Raw genomic sequence first — 16,256 nt, forward strand, 5'->3', positions numbered from 1 at the left:
GCGGCGGTGCGCCCATCGAGATCGTGCGCCAGTACATCGAGCAACAGAAAACGCCACACTAACCGCAGGCGAGGGCGCCTACGGCGTCCGCGCTATCCTTCCCCGCCCTGAAGGGCGAGGTTTGACGCGCATTTCGATCAAATGGACCGGCGTCAAGACACATAGCGTGACGATCCCGTTCGACGACTTGCATGGCGCCAAGCTCGACCACGATACGGACGACGAAACGGATATCGCCGCGGTGACGATCGTGACCGGCACGCGTCCAAGCACGATCAAAAAGGCCACCGTGCGGCGCGGTCAGTGTTGCGAGGCGCAGTCGGGATTAAAAATGCGTTTCGTGGACGGCGGATTGTTCGCCAGCTTGCTCGCCGGACGGCGCGGCCTGGCAACGAGCTCGCCGCCGCAGTTCGGACATGAGCCTTTGAGTACGTTCGTCACGCAGTCTGCGCAGAACGTGCATTCGAACGAGCAGATGAGGGCATCTTCGGCGTCCGGGGGGAGGTCCTTGTCACAGCATTCGCAGCCGGGTCTGAGTTCGAGCATGGGGTTGTCTCCTTATGGCCTTCCAGCCGACTGCGAGTAGGAAGAGGGCATTTATATCATCGACGTCGCCGTCAGGGAACGAGTCGGGAGCGCTGGGGCGTTTTGGAGTGTGGCACGGCCATTAAAAGGTGGCTCGTCGCACCCTCACTCGTAAAGACAGAACGTTACACATAGGACACCGAAAGATTAGAAATTAGACTCTAATATTTTCCAGCGGTGCGAAAACGTGGAACATACGCGATTTACCGCACGCCATGCGTTAATATGACGGCGCTGTTGAAGCTGGGCATTTGACGCAGGTCAATGCAAAACGAGAATTTTCCATGTATGAGTGACGCGATCGGTCCTATGCCGCTCCGATCGCGCGCCGAAACGGCACCCCGATTGTCCCGGGCGCGCCCATTGAACAATCGAAGAAACGCTCACGCGATTACTCGAAACGCGGTCACATCCATGTATTCGTTATTGCCTGCATTCGTTTCCGCGCTCTTTCTCGGCTTCGGTGCCTACGTGCTGATCACGGAGGGCCACACGCGCATTTCGATGCCTTTCGCATCGATGTGCACGCTAACGTTTGCCTGGCAGGCGGCTTGGGCGTTCCTGTTCCAAACCACCGATTCGAATATCGCGCTGCTGCTCGTCAAGGCGGGCTATCTTTTTATTCTGTTCCTGCCGACCACCTTTTATCACTTCGTGGCCGAGGTCGTTTCGAGCCGCGATGACCGTTTGATTCTTCGCGCCTCGTACGGTCTCTCGATCGTATTGGCCATTCTGCTGGTGACGAGCAATACGGTGGTGGACGGCTACCGCCTCCATTTCTTCGGCGCTTATCCGTGGGCAGGGCGCCTTCACCCTCTGCACGTGGCGCAGACTGTCTTGCTGGCCGGGCGCAGCGGCTGGCTCCTGTTGCGGGCGCTGCGTCGAACGCGAACCCCCGGGCCCCGGAAGCTGCTGATCTTGTGTCTCGTCAGCCTCGCTTTGTATTCCGTCGCCGCCACGGATTACGCCGTCAATTACGGGATGGAGTTTTATCCGCTGGGCGTCGTCTTCATCACGATCAGCTTGGGAACGCTCGCGGTGTCGATCGTTCGCTACGGCCTCATGGGTCCGCAATTGATGCTGGCGACGGTCGCGCACGAAGTCGCCACGCCGCTCGCGACCATCGGCCTGCATGCCGATGAACTGCGCCGCGCGCTGCCCGAGTTGCTGCGTGGTTACCGGCTAGCCGTGCAGCATCGGCTTTGCAACGACACGCTTCTGTTGTCCGACGAGCCCGAGCGGCTGCCGCGCTTGGCATCGGCGATCCGGCGTCATGTGGATACCACGAGCGTCGTCGTGGAAATGTCGCTGGCGTCCCTGACCTTGAACGGGATAGACAAGCGTCATTTCGCCGCGCATTCATTGAGCGGCTGCGTCGATGCTGCGCTCGAACGCTTTCCGTTCCGGCCGGGGGACCGCGATCTCGTCGCCGTCGGGCCCATCGATCCGGCGCTACGATTTTTCGGTTCGGATTCTTTGCTCATGTTCGTCGTGTTCAACTTGCTGAAAAACGCGCTGCAAGCGATCCACGCCGGCGGCCACGGTCGAATCGAGATCGACGCCGACCACATTGAAGGTTTCTGCGTACTGCGATTCGCCGATACCGGACCGGGGATGACCGAGGACATCCTGACCCGGATCTTCGACGCGTTCTATTCGACGAAGGCGCATGGACGCGGCGCCGGCGTCGGGCTGACGTTCTGCCGCCGAGTGTGCGAAGCCTTCGGCGGCGGCATTTCATGCGAGTCCGAGCCGGGCGTCCGGACAACCTTTACGCTGCGATTGCCGGAGCCCGAGGCGACGGCGGAACGCGAATCGCGCGATCCGCCGCTTGCGCATTGACGCTAGCGCATCGGTGGTTAGCCGCCCATTAGTGGGTGCTTTCCAAGTCGTTCAACTGATATTCCATGACGCGCTCGACAATCCCGGCCGGGAATCGCCGAATGCGCTTGTCCGGGCCGGCGAACAAAATCTGCTGATATCCCAAGGAAACCGGCTGACCGTTCACATAGAAGCGAAACAGTAAGTACGCGGAGCATTGCCGGACTTTCACCGTATTGAGATAACAGTCGACCCGCTGAAACGGGAAAGTTTCCTGCACATACTCCTGGTGCGCCCGTTTGGTGACGAACGAGCCGCCGGCGCCGAGTAGATTGCTGTCGATGCATTCGAAAAACCAGCGTTCGCGGCAAATTCCCTGCCATTCGAAGTATCGGGCGAAATAAGTGTTCATGAACGCGTTCGAGTCCTTGAGATAGATGTCGATGACGTGGTGAAACGTTTTGCAGGCTTTCACGTCGAGCGCTTCCGGCTTCAGCAGCGCAGCGCCTTGGGAAAGGAGATGGGGGATGGAATCACGTATGGACATCGACTGCTCCTGAGAAAATCGCTACGAGCGGTAGCGGCGCATTTCCCTGCGGGCGGGAAATGCGAGATTCTTACCGCTCATATTGGGCAGCGTCGGCGTCTATGCGAATCGCGAGAATTGAGGGTTTTTAAATTGATCTTGGTTGGGCGAAATTTATGATCGAGCGAGAGTGTTGCCGCTGACGCCTGCCCATTGGATATAATCGTCGCGGTTCGCGCCGACAGCGCGCGGCGGCGCATTTGCCACCGTTTACCAAGTCGTTTCCGACCGAGGCCGGTATGAATTCGTTTGTCAGACAACCGATGTTTCACCCCGCGTCCGTGATTTTCGTAGATGACAACGCCGATTTTCTGGACGGGCTGCGGGGCGCCATATCGGATCGGGAGTTGAATCGGTTTTTTACGGATTCGCGCGCGGCGCTCGATTTCATCTTGTCGCGTGATCGCGGCGTGCCGCGCACCCGCATTGCCGGATCGGATTATTCGGACGTGGAACGGGGCGGCGCCCATGCGTTGGGCAGGGATGCGCTCAATGACGAGGCGAGATTCGACGATGTAGCGGCCGTCGTCGTTGATTACGAGATGCCGGCAATCGACGGCATTAGTTTTCTGCGCTCGATCAACGACGCAGCGTGCACGAAAATTCTGCTGACGGGAGCGGCGGGTGATTCGGAGGCGATCAATGCGTTCAACGCGGGCTTGATCGACTTCTATCTAAGAAAGGGTGATCCGACGATGCCCGCGAAGCTCGCCGCCGTGTTGGCCGACGCCAAGAAGAAGCATTGCAAGCTGCGCGGATGCATCGGCGTTCACGACGTGGGCGCGACGTATTGCGATCCTCGCGTCGTGCGGTTGCTGGACGATTGGTTGGCCGAAGGGCGATGCGTCGAGTACTACTGGCGCCCGGAGCAGAATGCCGTCTTGATGTTCGACGCGCAGGGCAACCCGAGCGTATTCGTCGCGTGGGATGAGGACGAATGGGCGTTTCAGTGCGACACGGTGCTGGACGCGGGCGGACCGGACTGGTTGCTGCGGGCGCTGGAGCGCCGAGAGATGATGCCGCTGTTCTGGCCGTCGCAAGCGTATCAGCCCGGGGCCTCGGACGTGCGGACGGTGACGCCCGTGCCCGTGCCGGATTGGGAGGGCGCGTACTATTGCTTGGCGCCGCTGGCGCTATCGGAGATCGAGCCGTCGACGCTTTCCTTCGCCAGGTGGAAAGAAGCGAAGCGCGGAGCGGTTACGGCGGCGATAGAGGGGGGCGCGCGCCTATAGCCGAATGTGGCTGCCGTCATACTGCGCTTGGCAGCATTCCGTGAGATTGCGCCCATTCGCGCAACGCCTGGTTCATTCGAGTTTGCCAACCCTCCCCCTGGGCTTTATAGGCTTGGCCGACTGCCAGACGATATCGCATGAACGAGCGCGCCCGGCAGCGCTTAGCGCCCCTTCGTCACTTCTCCGCCGCCTTCAACTCGATGAGCAGATCCTTCGCGGCAACCCGGTCGCCCGGTTGCACGTGAACCGCGGCGATCTCGCAATCCCGGTCCGCCGCGATATGGGTTTCCATCTTCATGGCTTCCAGCGCGATGAGCGTGCTGCCGGCCGACACATGCTGTCCCGCTTTGACTGGCACGGTGACGATCGACCCCGGCATCGGCGCCGCGATGTGCAGCGGGTTTTCCGGATCGGCGACGGCGCGACCCTTGCGCGCCGGCCCCGTCGATGTGGTCTCGCGCTTCTCGATCACCGCGGTGCGCGTTTGACCGTTCAGCTCGAATTGAACCTTGACCATGCCTTCTTCGGCATCCGCGTGCTGTCCCTGCAGCGAGACGAGCAGCGTCTTGCCCGCGTCGATATCGATGGCGACTTCGTCCTGCGGTTGCAGACCATATAGAAATGCCGGCGTCGGCACGACGGATGTGTCGCTATATGCGCGAAGATGCGCATGGAAGTCGACGGTCTGCTTCGGGTACATCAGGTAGGAGGCGAGCTGTTTGTCGTCGAGCGGATGCTCGCAGGCTGCCTCGCCGCGTGAACGTGCTTCGTCCAGATCCACGGGGGCGATCCGATCGCCGGGCCGGTAGGGCGCGGGCGGCTCCGAGCGCAAGACCTTGCGCGACAGCTCGGCCGGAAACCCGTCCGGCGGAAAACCCAGTTCGCCCTTGAACAGCGACACGACCGATTCGGGGAACGCGATCTCCTTGTTCGGATCGCACACATCGGCGGCGCTCAAATCGTTCGCCACCAGCATCAAGGCCAAATCGCCGACCACTTTCGACGTCGGCGTGACCTTGACGATATCGCCGAAGATCTTATTCACGTCGGCATAAGCGCGCGAGACTTCCGTCCAGCGATGTTCGATGCCGAGCGAGCGCGCCTGCTCGCGCAAGTTCGTGTACTGCCCGCCGGGCATCTCGTGACGATAGACATCGGCCGTGCCGGCGCGGATCTCCGATTCGAAAGGCGCGTAGTAGCGACGCACGCCTTCCCAGTACATCGACGCCTCGTGCAGGCGATCCAAGCTTAGGCCCGGATCGCGTTCGCTGCCGGCCAGCGCGGCGGCGATGCTCGAGAGGTTGGGCTGCGAGGTGAGACCGCTCATCGCATCGAGCGCTCCGTCGACAGCGTCGCAGCCGGCATCGATCGCGGCAAGCGCCGATGCGGCCGAAATGCCGCTCGTGTCGTGCGTATGGAAGTGAATGGGCAGCCCCGTTTCCTCCTTGAGCGCCTTCACGAGCGCCGCCGCGGCTTGGGGACGGCAGATGCCCGCCATGTCCTTGATACCAAGGATGTGCACGCCGGCACGCTGCAGCTCTCGCGCGATGCCGACGTAATATTTCAGGTCGTACTTCGGACGAGAAGCGTCGAACACGTCGCCCGTATAGCAGATCGCACCTTCACACAGCGCGCCGCTTTCGCGCACGGCGTCGATTGCCACGCGCATGTTGCTCACCCAGTTCAAGGAGTCGAAGACGCGAAACAAGTCGATGCCGTTGCGAGCGGCTTGTTGTACGAAGAACCGGACGACGTTGTCGGCGTAGTTCGTGTAGCCCACCGCATTCGAGCCGCGCAGCAGCATCTGAAACAGGATGTTCGGCACGCGTTCGCGCAGCTGAGCCAACCGCTCCCACGGGTCTTCCTTGAGGAAGCGCAGCGCCACGTCGAACGTCGCGCCGCCCCAGCATTCCATGGAAAACAACTGCGGCAATTCGCGCGCGTAGAACGGCGCGATGGGCAGCATATCGGCGGTGCGCATGCGTGTGGCGAACAGCGACTGATGCGCGTCGCGCATGGTCGTGTCGGTCAGCAGCACTTGCTTTTGCTCCAGCATCCAGCGCGAGAACGCATCGGCCCCTAACTCGCGCAAGCGATCGCGCGTGCCGGCGGGTATCGGTTTCGCGGTATCGACCTTGGGTGTGACGGGCCTCGGCAGGGGCAACGCAGGTAGGGAGCGGCCGACGAGTTCCTGGTGTCCGTTGACGCTCACTTCGCCGAGATAGCGCAGCAGTTTCGTCGCGCGATCGCGCCGCTTCGTGAAGGCGAGCAGCTCGGGCGTCAAATCGATGAAGCGGGTGGTGACATCGCCGCGCGCAAAGGCGGGATGGTTGATGACGTTCTCTAGAAACTGCAGATTCGACGCCACGCCGCGAATACGGAACTCGCGCAGTGCGCGGTCCATGCGCCGGATGGATTCGGCGGCGGTCGGCGCCCACGTGGTGACCTTCACGAGAAGCGAATCGTAGTACGGCGTGATCACGGCGCCGCCGTAAGCGGTGCCGGCGTCCAGGCGCACGCCGAAGCCGGCTGCGCTGCGATAGGCGGTGAGCCTGCCGTAGTCGGGCAGGAAGCCGTTATCGGGATCTTCCGTCGTGATCCGACATTGCAGCGCGTGCCCGTTCAGCGCAATCGCCTCTTGAGCGGGCACCCCCGCGGCGCGTTGCGTGACAGCGCCGTTTTCGTCGAGCGTATCTTCGGTGAGGCCGATCGCACCGCCTTCGGTAATGCGGATCTGCGCCTTGACGATATCGACGCCGGTGATCATCTCCGTGACGGTGTGTTCCACCTGGATACGCGGGTTGACCTCGATGAAATAGAACTTGCCGGAGTCCGCATCCATCAGGAACTCGACGGTTCCGGCATGCGTGTAGCCGACGGCCCGCATGAGTCGCAGCGCGGATTCGCACAGTGCGGCGCGGCTGGCGGCGTCGAGATACGGAGCGGGCGCGCGTTCGACGACCTTTTGATTGCGACGTTGCACCGTGCAATCGCGTTCGTAGAGGTGAACGAGGTTGCCGTGCGTGTCGCCGAGCACTTGCACTTCGACGTGGCGGGCGTTGCGCACGAGCTTTTCTACATAGACTTCGTCGTTGCCGAATGCGGCCAGCGCTTCGCGCCGCGCCGCGGCGAGCGCGCTTTCGAGATCTTGCTCGCCTTCGAGCACGCGCATCCCGCGTCCGCCGCCGCCCCAGCTGGCCTTGAGCATCAGCGGATAGCCGACGCCGAGCGCGAGGCGTTTGCATTCGTTCAGATCAAGGGGAAGCGGATCGGTGGCCGGCATTACGGGCACGCCCGCGGCGATCGCAGCGTTGCGGGCGGCGACTTTGTTGCCGAGCATGCGCATGACGTCGGGGGAGGGGCCGATCCAATGGATTCCGGCGTCGATGACGGCTTGCGCGAAGTCGGGGTTTTCCGAGAGGAAACCGTAGCCGGGGTGGATGGCGTCGACTTTCGCGAGCCTGGCGATGCGCAGCACGTCGTCGATGTCCAGATAGGCGGCGAGCGGCTTTTTTCCCTCGCCTACCAGGTAGCTTTCGTCTGCTTTGAAGCGATGCAGGGCTAGACGGTCTTCTTTCGAGTAGATGGCCACCGTGCGGATGTCCATCTCGGCGGCCGCCCGCATCACGCGGATGGCGATCTCGGAGCGGTTGGCGATCAGCAGGGACTTGATGCGAGCGTCGTTCATGGGCGGGCGGGCAATCGGCATGTCGAAGGGCCGCCCGCTCGCAGTCATGGCGCGCGAAGAGGTGGGCGGACGAGGGAAGTGCAGTACGGCATACCGGCAGGATAGCTCGCAAATGGGGCGCGCGATTGGGAGATCGCGACGTGGGACTTGTTGGATCGCGACATGGGGGTGGGGGAGCGGCGCTGCAGACAAGGGGCGCCGATAACGAGACAGGACCGATCAAGTAGAATTGGCGGTGAAGTGCATGCGCCCGATCCTGCCCGCTATTGCACGGCTCAGAGCACCACCCATTCACGTCACATTGGCCCCGCTGACGCGGAACGTTCCCGAGTATGGCAGCGGATACTACAAACCAGAAGGTCATCATCATTGCCGGTCCCAACGGAGCTGGCAAGACGACGTTTGCCCGGTCGTTCCTGCCGGTCGAAGCACAGCTTCCTCGTTTTGTGAACGCCGACCTAATCGCAGCCGGGCTTGCCCCGTTTGCCCCGGAAACAGCGGCGATCAAGGCCGCTCGACTGATGCTGGAAGAAATTGAGCAGTATGCGCGACACGGCGAGAGCTTCGCGTTTGAAACCACCCTGTCGGGGTTGGCGTATCTCAGACATATCCAGCAATGGAAAGCCCAGGGCTACCGTGTTAGCCTGTATTTTCTAAGCCTGCCAGATGCGGAAACCGCCATTGCGCGCGTTGCCGAGCGGGTACGCCAGGGTGGCCACGACATTCCCGAACTGGTCATCCGTCGCCGATTTGCGGCGGGTTTGAAGAATTTCGAGCAGCGTTACCGCCACGTGGTGGACGACTGGGCACTGTATGATAATTCCGGCAATACGCCCATCATGCTGGAATGGGGAGAGCACTCATGAAAGAGCAGGAACTTTTTAAGGCCAAGAACCCCGACTTGCGTGCATCCCTTGCCGCCATCCAACGTGCGGCCGAGCTTGCGCGCCGCACAGCCTTGCAGACCGATACGGCTATCGTCGTGGTGCAGGACGGCAAGCTGATGCGTATCTCGGCTGAGCAATTGCGGAATGGTCAATCGAAGTAGATTGCATTTTTGTCTCGAACGGCACTGCTGCCGGTCAGCGGCACGCATACTAACGCTTGCCCTTTCCACTCGCGAACAGCCTTGCGTATACCGCTGAAAGTCGAAATTCGAGATCGCGCCATCTTCCAGTCACTATCTCATTTGGATGTCCGGGCGTACCTTGCTGCCCAATCATGGGAAGAGGTGGGTAGGCTCGGGAACAAGGCAACCGTTCATGTGAAGCTCGACGCGCAGGCGCGGCAGTGGGAAATCTTGCTTCCGAGTCGGGAAAACGTTGGCGACTATGCCGAGCGTATGGCCGAAGCGCTTCGCACTATTTCAGCGGTCGAGGAGCGTTCGGAACTCGCGGTCTTTCGCGACCTATTATGCGCGGGCGCCGACGTGCTGCGTGGCCGCGCCGCATGGGGACGCCGCCGGCACCATTGACATTCGAAATGGCGTGATACTGCATGAGCAAGCCGAAAATCTGCTTATGTCGGCCGCTTGTGCCGCAGCTTATCCTCGGCCGACATACCATGTACGGAAGGTGACCGAGGCGGTCGAATATATTGAAACCGTACGGTTGGGGCAGCCGGAGCAGGGGAGCTACGTTATTACTTTGATGTCTCCCGTCACGCCGTCCCTTAGGCGGGATTCGCAACGCAGCGTGGTCGACGACGAGCCTTTCGCGCGCCGGGTCACGCTCAAATTAGCAACTGCGTGGGATGCCCTTCAAGAAGCAGTGACCGAGGCGTCCGCATCGGACGACTTTTCCGCTTTCTCGAGCCGGGTGCAACGAGGTGTCAACGCGAATTTCTGCGAGTCCGTAGCGCAGTTGGCCCGGCATTGTGGGGGAGTCCGGTTTTCCATGAGTTGGGCCACCGTGCGCCCTGCTGGGATTCCCAACGCTCAACGCTTCTTTTCGGCAGACGCGGCCCGCCTAATCGAAGAGGCGGCCCGCGAATTCGCCGACAAGAGCCGCGGTTTAGCTATTCGTTCACCTGTTTCGTCGTGAACTTGGATCGCGAACCGGAACAATTCGACGGAAGAGCTGTCTTGCGGATCATGCTCGACGACAGGCCTCGTCGCGTGAGAGCAGTATTTGACACGGCCGAGTACAACACGGTCATACGAGCGTTCCAAGAGCGAACCGCGCTTTCTCTCGAGGGCGATCTTTTCCCCGTGGGGCAGCGTTATGAATTGCGTAACCCGCGCAATCTCTGCGTTGAGCCTGACATAGACGATGAAGGTCCAGCCGGTGAATCGGGCGATCTGCTGGGAAGTTAGGGCCGTCTATCGACTTCGTGGGCTGCGGCTTGGGTTTGCGCGGCTTAACTTTGCGACAGGGCCGTTGCCGTTGCCCCGATGACAAGACATGAGGTGCGAGCACACATGAAACAACATGAACTTTCCAAGGCAAAGAATCCGGACTTGCGCGGATCGCCTGTTGGCATGCAACGTGCGGCCGAGCTCGCGCGCCGAATAGCGGTGCAGACGATACGGCTATCGTAGTGATGCAGGACGGCGTGCTGGTACGGATTCCCGCCGCGCAATTGCGGAGCGGTCAACCGACATGAATGGCATTCATTTCTGTGCTTTGCCCCGACGAAAGCTGGCTTCCGCAACGGGCTGGAATCCGTCTCGCGGCCAAATGCCCGATAGTCGCCAGACTCACGAGCGAGTCGGCAAGCGACATCGGAAAAAGGACGTACGTATCGAGCAAGGCCCCGCATAACGAGCGTGACCAGCTATATTAGTAATCTAATCGCAGGTTTTGGGCGTTTGCCGCCATCTTGTCCAACACAGCGACTCGCCAGGTCTTCCGCCAAATTGAGCGTGCGCTCCGTGACTGGACGCTCCGCCGCCTCGGAGACGCGTTCGCGCGGGCTGGCTTCCGCTTCGGTGACAGTGGCTCGCTCCTCGGCGTCCCATCGTCCTGCGGTTCTTTGTACCAAGCGTCCGCGTCACGCCCAGCCAGAGCGGCGCCGCCACGAACGATCGCCGCACTTTCCTCCGTTTCCTTCGCCGCCCGCCGCGCCGAACTTAAGCTGCCCTCGTTGGTTGCTGCCTCGTCGCCCGGCTCGCCCTTCTCGTTGTGGCTCTCGCCGTGCCGATCATTCACTTCTGGCTCCCGCGGCCCGACGGTGATGCCCGCGTCACGGTCCGGCTTCGATCCGCCGTCTCTGCCCTTTCCGTTTCTGGTCTGGGATGACGTAGATGAGCGAGAACGTTTTGCGGATGATCAGGACCATGGTCGTCACGAACATGACGCGGCCGGCCAGGGTGATGAAGAGGCCGGCGAAGTGGCCGCTGGCGCCGCTCATGTGGAACGCGACGGCGAACGTTCCCATGACGAACCCACCGGCCAGCGGCAGGATCTCGATCGCCATGCAAAGGCCGAGCACCATTAAGGCTGGCCGCACGCTCAACGACAGGATCAGCGAATATCCGGACGCAGCTTTCCCGGGTTCTTCGCCCGCCGGGTGCAAGTGCATGCACATCCAAATGGGCGCGGCGATCACCGCTCCAACCAGCGTCACGACCCAGAAGAACACAGCGGTGTACCACACCAGGGTCGGGATCATGGGCAGGTACACCGCAACCATGGCGCCACCACCGACGAGCACCGAAAACACCAAGGCGAACGGGCCCGAGATGAGCGTATAGACGAGCTGCATGACGTTGCTGACGCGCGGGATGACGCCGAGCATCGACACAGACGACGCGGCCGTGAACGCGCTTTCGCCCCACCACATCATCGAATGGCCCAACTCGACCACGGCGAGCAGCGGGTTCGCGTTGACTGGCCGCCGCGGCTGAGTGTCTAGTCCACAACTGACTTGCCGGTCGCGAACCACGCGACGATCCGGTCCGCACCACTACCACCGTCCGCGTCGTTCTGCGCTAGGCCCGTGGCGTCGCGTCGGGCCGCGTCCGCGAGGAAGTCGTTCGCTTTGTTGAGGTTGACGTCGATGTCATCGACGAAGAGCGACAGCGCTGCGCGGATCGTGCTCGACATGCCCTGACGCCGGGATCGCGCTGATCGCCGCGGCGATGTCGGACTGGGCTTTGAGGATCTTGACGTAGTACAGGCCTGCGTAGCCCAACCCATCGGCCCGCATCGCTTGGATGTAGTCCGCGTCGACCTGCTGCGCAGCCGCTGCCTTGTCGATCGCCGCAATGGCCTGTGCTGTAGGCGTTCACCCCGACGTCGATCGCGGCAGCGCCCTGCTGCGCCGAAACTTTGCTGTTCGGATTGACGATCTGCTTCGCCAGCGTGTCCATCGCGGCTTGCAACGCGGGCAGGGCCGTTTGATGCGCTTTCTCGACGACGGCCGTCACGTTTTGCACGTTGACGAGCTGTTCCTGCGTCTGGCCGGTCGGCTCGATGCTGCTTTTCGACGGTGGCGCCGACAGCGTCAGCGTGACCGAGCCGCAGGCGGCTTGCAGGCCGAGCCGGTCGCTGGTTTCGCCGTAGGTGTAGCCCGTTTGTACCTGGCCTGAAGACGACCTGTTCGAGAAATGCGTCGGCCCGAACGTCATCGATCCGAACATCCGGGCACCCATGCCGCCCGAGGCTCGGTCCTTCGCAATCGCCTGGTTTGCCGATTCGGCGCAGACGTTGGTCAGCAGTAGGCTCGTCGCGAGCTTGAGCACGTTTGCCGTCATGTCGACGCCCGTGTAGACCTGGCCGTCGGAGCCCAGCGGGTTCGAGGCGAACTGCGAGCATACCGTGTCTGCCAGACCGATGCCCTGGATTGCCAGCCAAACGATGATCGCCTGGGTCGCGCAGAAGCCCTTCATCGTCGGCAGGATCGCGGCGGCACCGACGCTCGTCCGCGCCGGGATCCACATCGTGCTCCACTTCTTGCCCAACAGCGCACCGTCGTGCCGTGGCCATCGTACCGGCGATGATCGTGTAACCGGCAAATAGCCCGCCGAGGAACAGCACGGCACTGTTGAACGCGCCGAGGATCCCACTCAACGGGCTCGAGCTTCCGTCAACGACGGGACCAAACAGCGGCTTCACGAGGAGCTTCATCGACATGTTGCCCGCCACCGGCGAGAACAGATCGGCCGCATGTGCGGGCGCCGCGACGAAAAGCAGCAGCATCGACACCAGGCTGAGCAGCGTGATCAGCGACGGCATGCGAGCACGGTGAAGCGAGGGGCGGGATGACGTGATCATGGCCGAGGCTCCGAGCGAGGGGATGGCGATGGAGATCGGCTTTTCTCAAGCTAGCCGGATGCGGGTCATGATCAATGGGGATATGGGCAGACGCGACGGGCGGGCTACCGTTTGCCGCGTGCTGCCTCTCGTCTTGTTTTGTCTATATGCGGGCGGCTCAGCGAGCGAGGACAGTTTATGCGTGAGCGGCGTTGGGTGAGATAGCGATTTGCCAAAATCGTATCTCAACCTCACTCGGTTAATCCCAGCGATTCGGGGTCGTGTTATTTTGAAGCCAGTTACCGCAAGAACAATGTAGCATCTTTACAAAAAAGGATCACAGCAATGGCCTTCAGTAAATCTGTTGCCGACGAACTTTGGCGATATGCTGGTCATCGATGCTCGTCTCCCCATTGTGGGGCCGCGCTGACGGGTCCTGGTGTGCCAGGCAACTATGGCGAGGCGGCCCACATCAAAGGCGAGAAGCCTGGTGCTGCTCGCTACGATGTGCGCCAGTCGGATGGCGACCGCGTTGCTGCAAGCAATGGGATTTACCTTTGCGTGGCTTGTCATCGGTTTGTGGATCGCTGCGAAGCGGCCTATCCCGTGGACTTGCTGCATCGGTGGAAGGATGAAGCGCATCAGCGGTTTTTGGAAGAGGTAAAGCCTGGGCGGGCGCGCGGTTTTCAAGGAACTGTCGACTTGGCGGACAATTCAAAGAGGGCAAGGGCGTTCTTGGACAGGCATTGCGCCCTCGCTGCGCAGGTTCTGAGGCTGCTTCAATCATCTTCTGGCTATTCCTCCGTACCAATTCCAGCGGCACTCCACCATGCGCTCTGGGAAGCGGAGCCTCTAATTTTCCCTTTTTCTCCTCGCAGACAAGATTACTGCTACGAACCACAAAGCCATGCGCGGCAACGAGAGCTTGTGCGCTTGGTTGAGCGCATTCGAGATTGTCGCCCATTCAGAATCAGTTCGTCGCGTGAAATTCCCCTGGATCTTCGATGCCGAACGGATAATGATGACGTCTACTTCTCAAGCCCTGAGGCGCAACTTCTTGCAGCTTATCGTGCCTGCTATAACAAGTTCTCGGACTATTGGAACAACCCGCCCACTTCAATGCTCTGGTGACTGGCGAAACGTGCGTCGTTGGGGCGAACACCCTCTAGTCGATTGGAGTCGGTCATCGTGCAAGGGTAGGACTGAGAGATGCGATTCCTCGTCTGTCGCTTACGATCACCGGGATCCACAGCGGCGTGTGAGGAAAATGACATTCCGAGGTGGCGCAATGGCGGCATACTATCCACGCTCAGGTGAATTGTTCGCGCGCCGCGATGGTCGAGCATTGACGAGGCTGAGATGTGGATCGCGCTGCAAGACACAGCCTTGCTGTCAACCTGGCCGTCACGGGCACGCGATCATTTGGCCGACGCCAGCGACACCATCAAAACCGCATTCCCTGGCAGGGGAGCGCACTCGCCCGACGCTACCCTGGCATGGCATCAGCGACGCGCGATGGCGACAGGCGGTGGGTGTGTGCTTGGTGGGGACCATAGTGATGGCTGGATTCTGTTCCGCGTTTATCCTTTCTTCGGCGGACGAATGCGGGAGCCCCAGTAAATGCGAACTTGTAGGGCTACCCTCAGTAGTCCGCGCTTTACAGAGGAAACTGATGAAGGTTCGAAATTACACCGACGGGCGGCAGCAGTTGCGCGCCCTGTTCTACAAGATCGCGGCCGATATAAAGAATCGGCAAATCGAAAGCAGGTTCCTTGACAACCTGGAGATCCTGGACATGCAGAGCTCGAACGTTTCCTATCCGGCTTTTCGAAACCGCAAAGGGGGCAAAGTCATCTCGGTCAGCGGGAGTTACCAGGATGACGCGGTGGAGCTGTCTATCCACGACGCCGTCGAACTGACTTTCAGCGACCACGACGCTTACCACAAGAAGAACCCGCTTTTCTGGTTCGAGGAGGACTGGCCTCTTAAGGTGAGTGTTTCCGCATCGCAGTGGGAAACGCTTTGCCCTGTCGCGCTGACCGATGTGTGGGAGAGTTCTCGAGCGGTGATTCGCTTCTTTTTGAAGGAAGCGCAGCTCTGGGAGGGCGACGACGCAATCACGGATAACTACATTGACCAGATCTGTCGGTCTGCTTACCCGGAAGCCACTCCGCGATGACATGAGGTTAGGTTGACGTCGGCAGGTATACGGTTGCCGTGATGCACGGAGCGGACGATGGGGTGCTAGGGCGTCAACGCTGCGATGGTCGGTTGAGACGGTCTGGGCACCGCCACCCGACGGCGGGCTTCCATTTCATGTCGACGAGCAGGAAATTTGCGATGCGCGTCGCGCAACACCTGAAAGGGATGGAATTCGCTCCGCCCGCGTGAGTCAAGGATAAAGCGCACGCGCGGACTTTGGAATGAAAGCGGCCCTTCCCGTGCGAAACGCGTTGCGCGCAGCCGTGGGAGGGAAACCGCTCGGGCGCTTACGCCCGGATGGGGTTCGGTTCGCGCGCCAGTAGCATACCGCTCGTGCGGCATCCGCAGCTCGCAGCAACGCCCCGTGTTCGCGACGAAAAAATTCGACCGTCAGAATATTGCTAAAGCTTCGAAGGTGCGAGAAGGCGGGTCATCGGATGCCGGCGCATCCCGCCGCACTAACGACGCAGTGCCTCGGAGCCATACCATGACGACCACGACCGAATCTCCCATCCCGCTCGACGACATTCGGGCCTGATTCGACGACGGCAATATTGTGTACAACGACCGTGATTTCCTCGACGCGATGCAGACGCACGTCCCGAACACGAATCCGCGAGAGATCGAAGCTGTCGCCTACACCGCCAACCATGACGGCCAGGGCACGGTCGACGGAATCTACCGATGCCTTGAAAACAGCTTCGTGAACGAAGCAGCCTTCCTGGTAAGCGTGTCGCGGGCACCGTCTCGACGTTGTGAATGAATGTTGCCAGAGTAGGCCCCACCACACGAGTAGCGGGGACCATAGTGTCAACAGAAGCACCGAAGAGAACTTCACGCAAAGGCATCCCGAATCACCCTGTCGAATTTCGCCGGCGCCTGGCGACACTGGCTTGCGAGCCAGGGGTGTCCGTAGCCCGGCTGGCGATGGAACACGGCGTGAACAC

Annotated in this window: 15 protein-coding genes and 1 pseudogene; 10 read left to right on the forward strand and 6 right to left on the reverse strand. The window is 61.0% G+C overall.

Annotated features, from left to right (window positions below; all coding sequences use genetic code 11):
- Positions 1–300: 300 nt before the first annotated feature.
- Complete coding sequence (locus tag ACTHNR_RS03580) at positions 301–546, reverse strand: DUF1272 domain-containing protein (protein WP_440546099.1); 246 nt, start codon at positions 544–546, stop codon at positions 301–303.
- Between the two features lie 453 nt (positions 547–999).
- On the opposite strand from ACTHNR_RS03580, the gene ACTHNR_RS03585 reads away from it, so the two are divergent.
- Positions 1,000–2,427: an ATP-binding protein gene (locus ACTHNR_RS03585; protein WP_440546100.1), complete on the forward strand. Its 1,428-nt coding sequence runs from the start codon at positions 1,000–1,002 to the stop codon at positions 2,425–2,427.
- Positions 2,428–2,455: 28 nt separating this feature from the next.
- Here ACTHNR_RS03585 and ACTHNR_RS03590 read toward each other — a convergent pair whose 3' ends face one another.
- A complete protein-coding gene (locus ACTHNR_RS03590) occupies positions 2,456–2,953 on the reverse strand; it encodes an acyl-CoA thioesterase (protein ID WP_440546101.1) in 498 nt (165 codons plus the stop codon).
- A gap of 278 nt (positions 2,954–3,231) precedes the next feature.
- Between ACTHNR_RS03590 and ACTHNR_RS03595 the strand changes: the two genes are divergently transcribed.
- Positions 3,232–4,224 carry a response regulator gene (locus ACTHNR_RS03595; protein WP_440546102.1) on the forward strand — a complete coding sequence of 331 codons (993 nt, stop codon included), beginning with the start codon at positions 3,232–3,234 and terminating at the stop codon, positions 4,222–4,224.
- A gap of 16 nt (positions 4,225–4,240) precedes the next feature.
- Here ACTHNR_RS03595 and ACTHNR_RS03600 read toward each other — a convergent pair whose 3' ends face one another.
- Positions 4,241–4,363 carry a BrnA antitoxin family protein gene (locus ACTHNR_RS03600; protein ID WP_440546103.1) on the reverse strand — a complete coding sequence of 41 codons (123 nt, stop codon included), beginning with the start codon at positions 4,361–4,363 and terminating at the stop codon, positions 4,241–4,243.
- A 36-nt stretch (positions 4,364–4,399) separates the two neighbouring features.
- On the reverse strand, positions 4,400–7,912 hold the full coding sequence (locus ACTHNR_RS03605; protein ID WP_440546104.1) for a pyruvate carboxylase: 3,513 nt from the start codon (positions 7,910–7,912) through the stop codon (positions 4,400–4,402).
- A gap of 332 nt (positions 7,913–8,244) precedes the next feature.
- Here ACTHNR_RS03605 and ACTHNR_RS03610 point away from each other — a divergent pair, with 332 nt between their 5' ends.
- From ACTHNR_RS03610 to ACTHNR_RS03625, 4 genes are all read left to right on the forward strand, one after another.
- The gene (locus ACTHNR_RS03610; protein ID WP_440546105.1) at positions 8,245–8,778 is read left to right on the forward strand and encodes a zeta toxin family protein; all 534 of its coding nucleotides are present in this window, start codon (positions 8,245–8,247) and stop codon (positions 8,776–8,778) included.
- Positions 8,775–8,960: a hypothetical protein gene (locus tag ACTHNR_RS03615; RefSeq protein WP_440546106.1), complete on the forward strand. Its 186-nt coding sequence runs from the start codon at positions 8,775–8,777 to the stop codon at positions 8,958–8,960. Before ACTHNR_RS03610 ends, ACTHNR_RS03615 begins: the two co-directional genes overlap by 4 nt.
- Before the next feature lie 81 nt (positions 8,961–9,041).
- Positions 9,042–9,386 carry a hypothetical protein gene (locus tag ACTHNR_RS03620; protein ID WP_440546107.1) on the forward strand — a complete coding sequence of 115 codons (345 nt, stop codon included), beginning with the start codon at positions 9,042–9,044 and terminating at the stop codon, positions 9,384–9,386.
- A 100-nt stretch (positions 9,387–9,486) separates the two neighbouring features.
- Positions 9,487–9,954, forward strand: coding sequence for a hypothetical protein (locus ACTHNR_RS03625; RefSeq protein WP_440546108.1), 468 nt, complete (start codon positions 9,487–9,489; stop codon positions 9,952–9,954).
- Positions 9,955–11,095: 1,141 nt separating this feature from the next.
- Here the strand turns inward: ACTHNR_RS03625 and ACTHNR_RS03630 are convergent.
- Both ACTHNR_RS03630 and ACTHNR_RS03635 read right to left on the reverse strand, forming a co-directional pair.
- Entirely contained in the window at positions 11,096–11,797 is a 702-nt protein-coding gene (locus ACTHNR_RS03630; RefSeq protein WP_440546110.1) for a DotA/TraY family protein, read from the reverse strand.
- 46 nt (positions 11,798–11,843) lie between these two features.
- A complete protein-coding gene (locus ACTHNR_RS03635; protein ID WP_440546111.1) occupies positions 11,844–12,920 on the reverse strand; it encodes a DotA/TraY family protein in 1,077 nt (358 codons plus the stop codon).
- A gap of 532 nt (positions 12,921–13,452) precedes the next feature.
- Here ACTHNR_RS03635 and ACTHNR_RS03640 point away from each other — a divergent pair.
- The 4 genes and pseudogenes from ACTHNR_RS03640 to ACTHNR_RS03655 form a co-directional block, all read left to right on the forward strand.
- On the forward strand, positions 13,453–14,238 hold the full coding sequence (locus tag ACTHNR_RS03640) for a hypothetical protein (protein ID WP_440546113.1): 786 nt from the start codon (positions 13,453–13,455) through the stop codon (positions 14,236–14,238).
- Positions 14,239–14,779: 541 nt separating this feature from the next.
- A complete protein-coding gene (locus ACTHNR_RS03645; RefSeq protein WP_440546114.1) occupies positions 14,780–15,286 on the forward strand; it encodes a hypothetical protein in 507 nt (168 codons plus the stop codon).
- A 579-nt stretch (positions 15,287–15,865) separates the two neighbouring features.
- Positions 15,866–16,072 (forward strand): hypothetical protein, encoded by a 207-nt coding sequence (locus ACTHNR_RS03650; RefSeq protein ID WP_440546115.1) that lies wholly within the window; start codon positions 15,866–15,868, stop codon positions 16,070–16,072.
- A pseudogene (locus tag ACTHNR_RS03655) lies at positions 16,069–16,256 on the forward strand (hypothetical protein); the annotation flags it as partial. The gene ACTHNR_RS03650 and the pseudogene ACTHNR_RS03655, both read left to right, overlap by 4 nt.

Origin of the sequence: Trinickia sp. (assembly GCF_051954495.1) — a bacterium.
Lineage (GTDB): Bacteria > Pseudomonadota > Gammaproteobacteria > Burkholderiales > Burkholderiaceae > Trinickia.

Coding starts and splice junctions, on each gene's coding strand:
- ACTHNR_RS03615 (WP_440546106.1), top strand. CDS start 8,775: ATGAAAGAGCAGGAACTTTTTAAGGCCAAGAACCCCGACTTGCGTGCA.
- ACTHNR_RS03585 (WP_440546100.1), top strand. CDS start 1,000: ATGTATTCGTTATTGCCTGCATTCGTTTCCGCGCTCTTTCTCGGCTTC.
- ACTHNR_RS03610 (WP_440546105.1), top strand. CDS start 8,245: ATGGCAGCGGATACTACAAACCAGAAGGTCATCATCATTGCCGGTCCC.
- ACTHNR_RS03600 (WP_440546103.1), bottom strand. CDS start 4,363: ATGCGATATCGTCTGGCAGTCGGCCAAGCCTATAAAGCCCAGGGGGAG.
- ACTHNR_RS03640 (WP_440546113.1), top strand. CDS start 13,453: ATGGCCTTCAGTAAATCTGTTGCCGACGAACTTTGGCGATATGCTGGT.
- ACTHNR_RS03580 (WP_440546099.1), bottom strand. CDS start 546: ATGCTCGAACTCAGACCCGGCTGCGAATGCTGTGACAAGGACCTCCCC.
- ACTHNR_RS03645 (WP_440546114.1), top strand. CDS start 14,780: ATGAAGGTTCGAAATTACACCGACGGGCGGCAGCAGTTGCGCGCCCTG.
- ACTHNR_RS03595 (WP_440546102.1), top strand. CDS start 3,232: ATGAATTCGTTTGTCAGACAACCGATGTTTCACCCCGCGTCCGTGATT.
- ACTHNR_RS03590 (WP_440546101.1), bottom strand. CDS start 2,953: ATGTCCATACGTGATTCCATCCCCCATCTCCTTTCCCAAGGCGCTGCG.
- ACTHNR_RS03605 (WP_440546104.1), bottom strand. CDS start 7,912: ATGAACGACGCTCGCATCAAGTCCCTGCTGATCGCCAACCGCTCCGAG.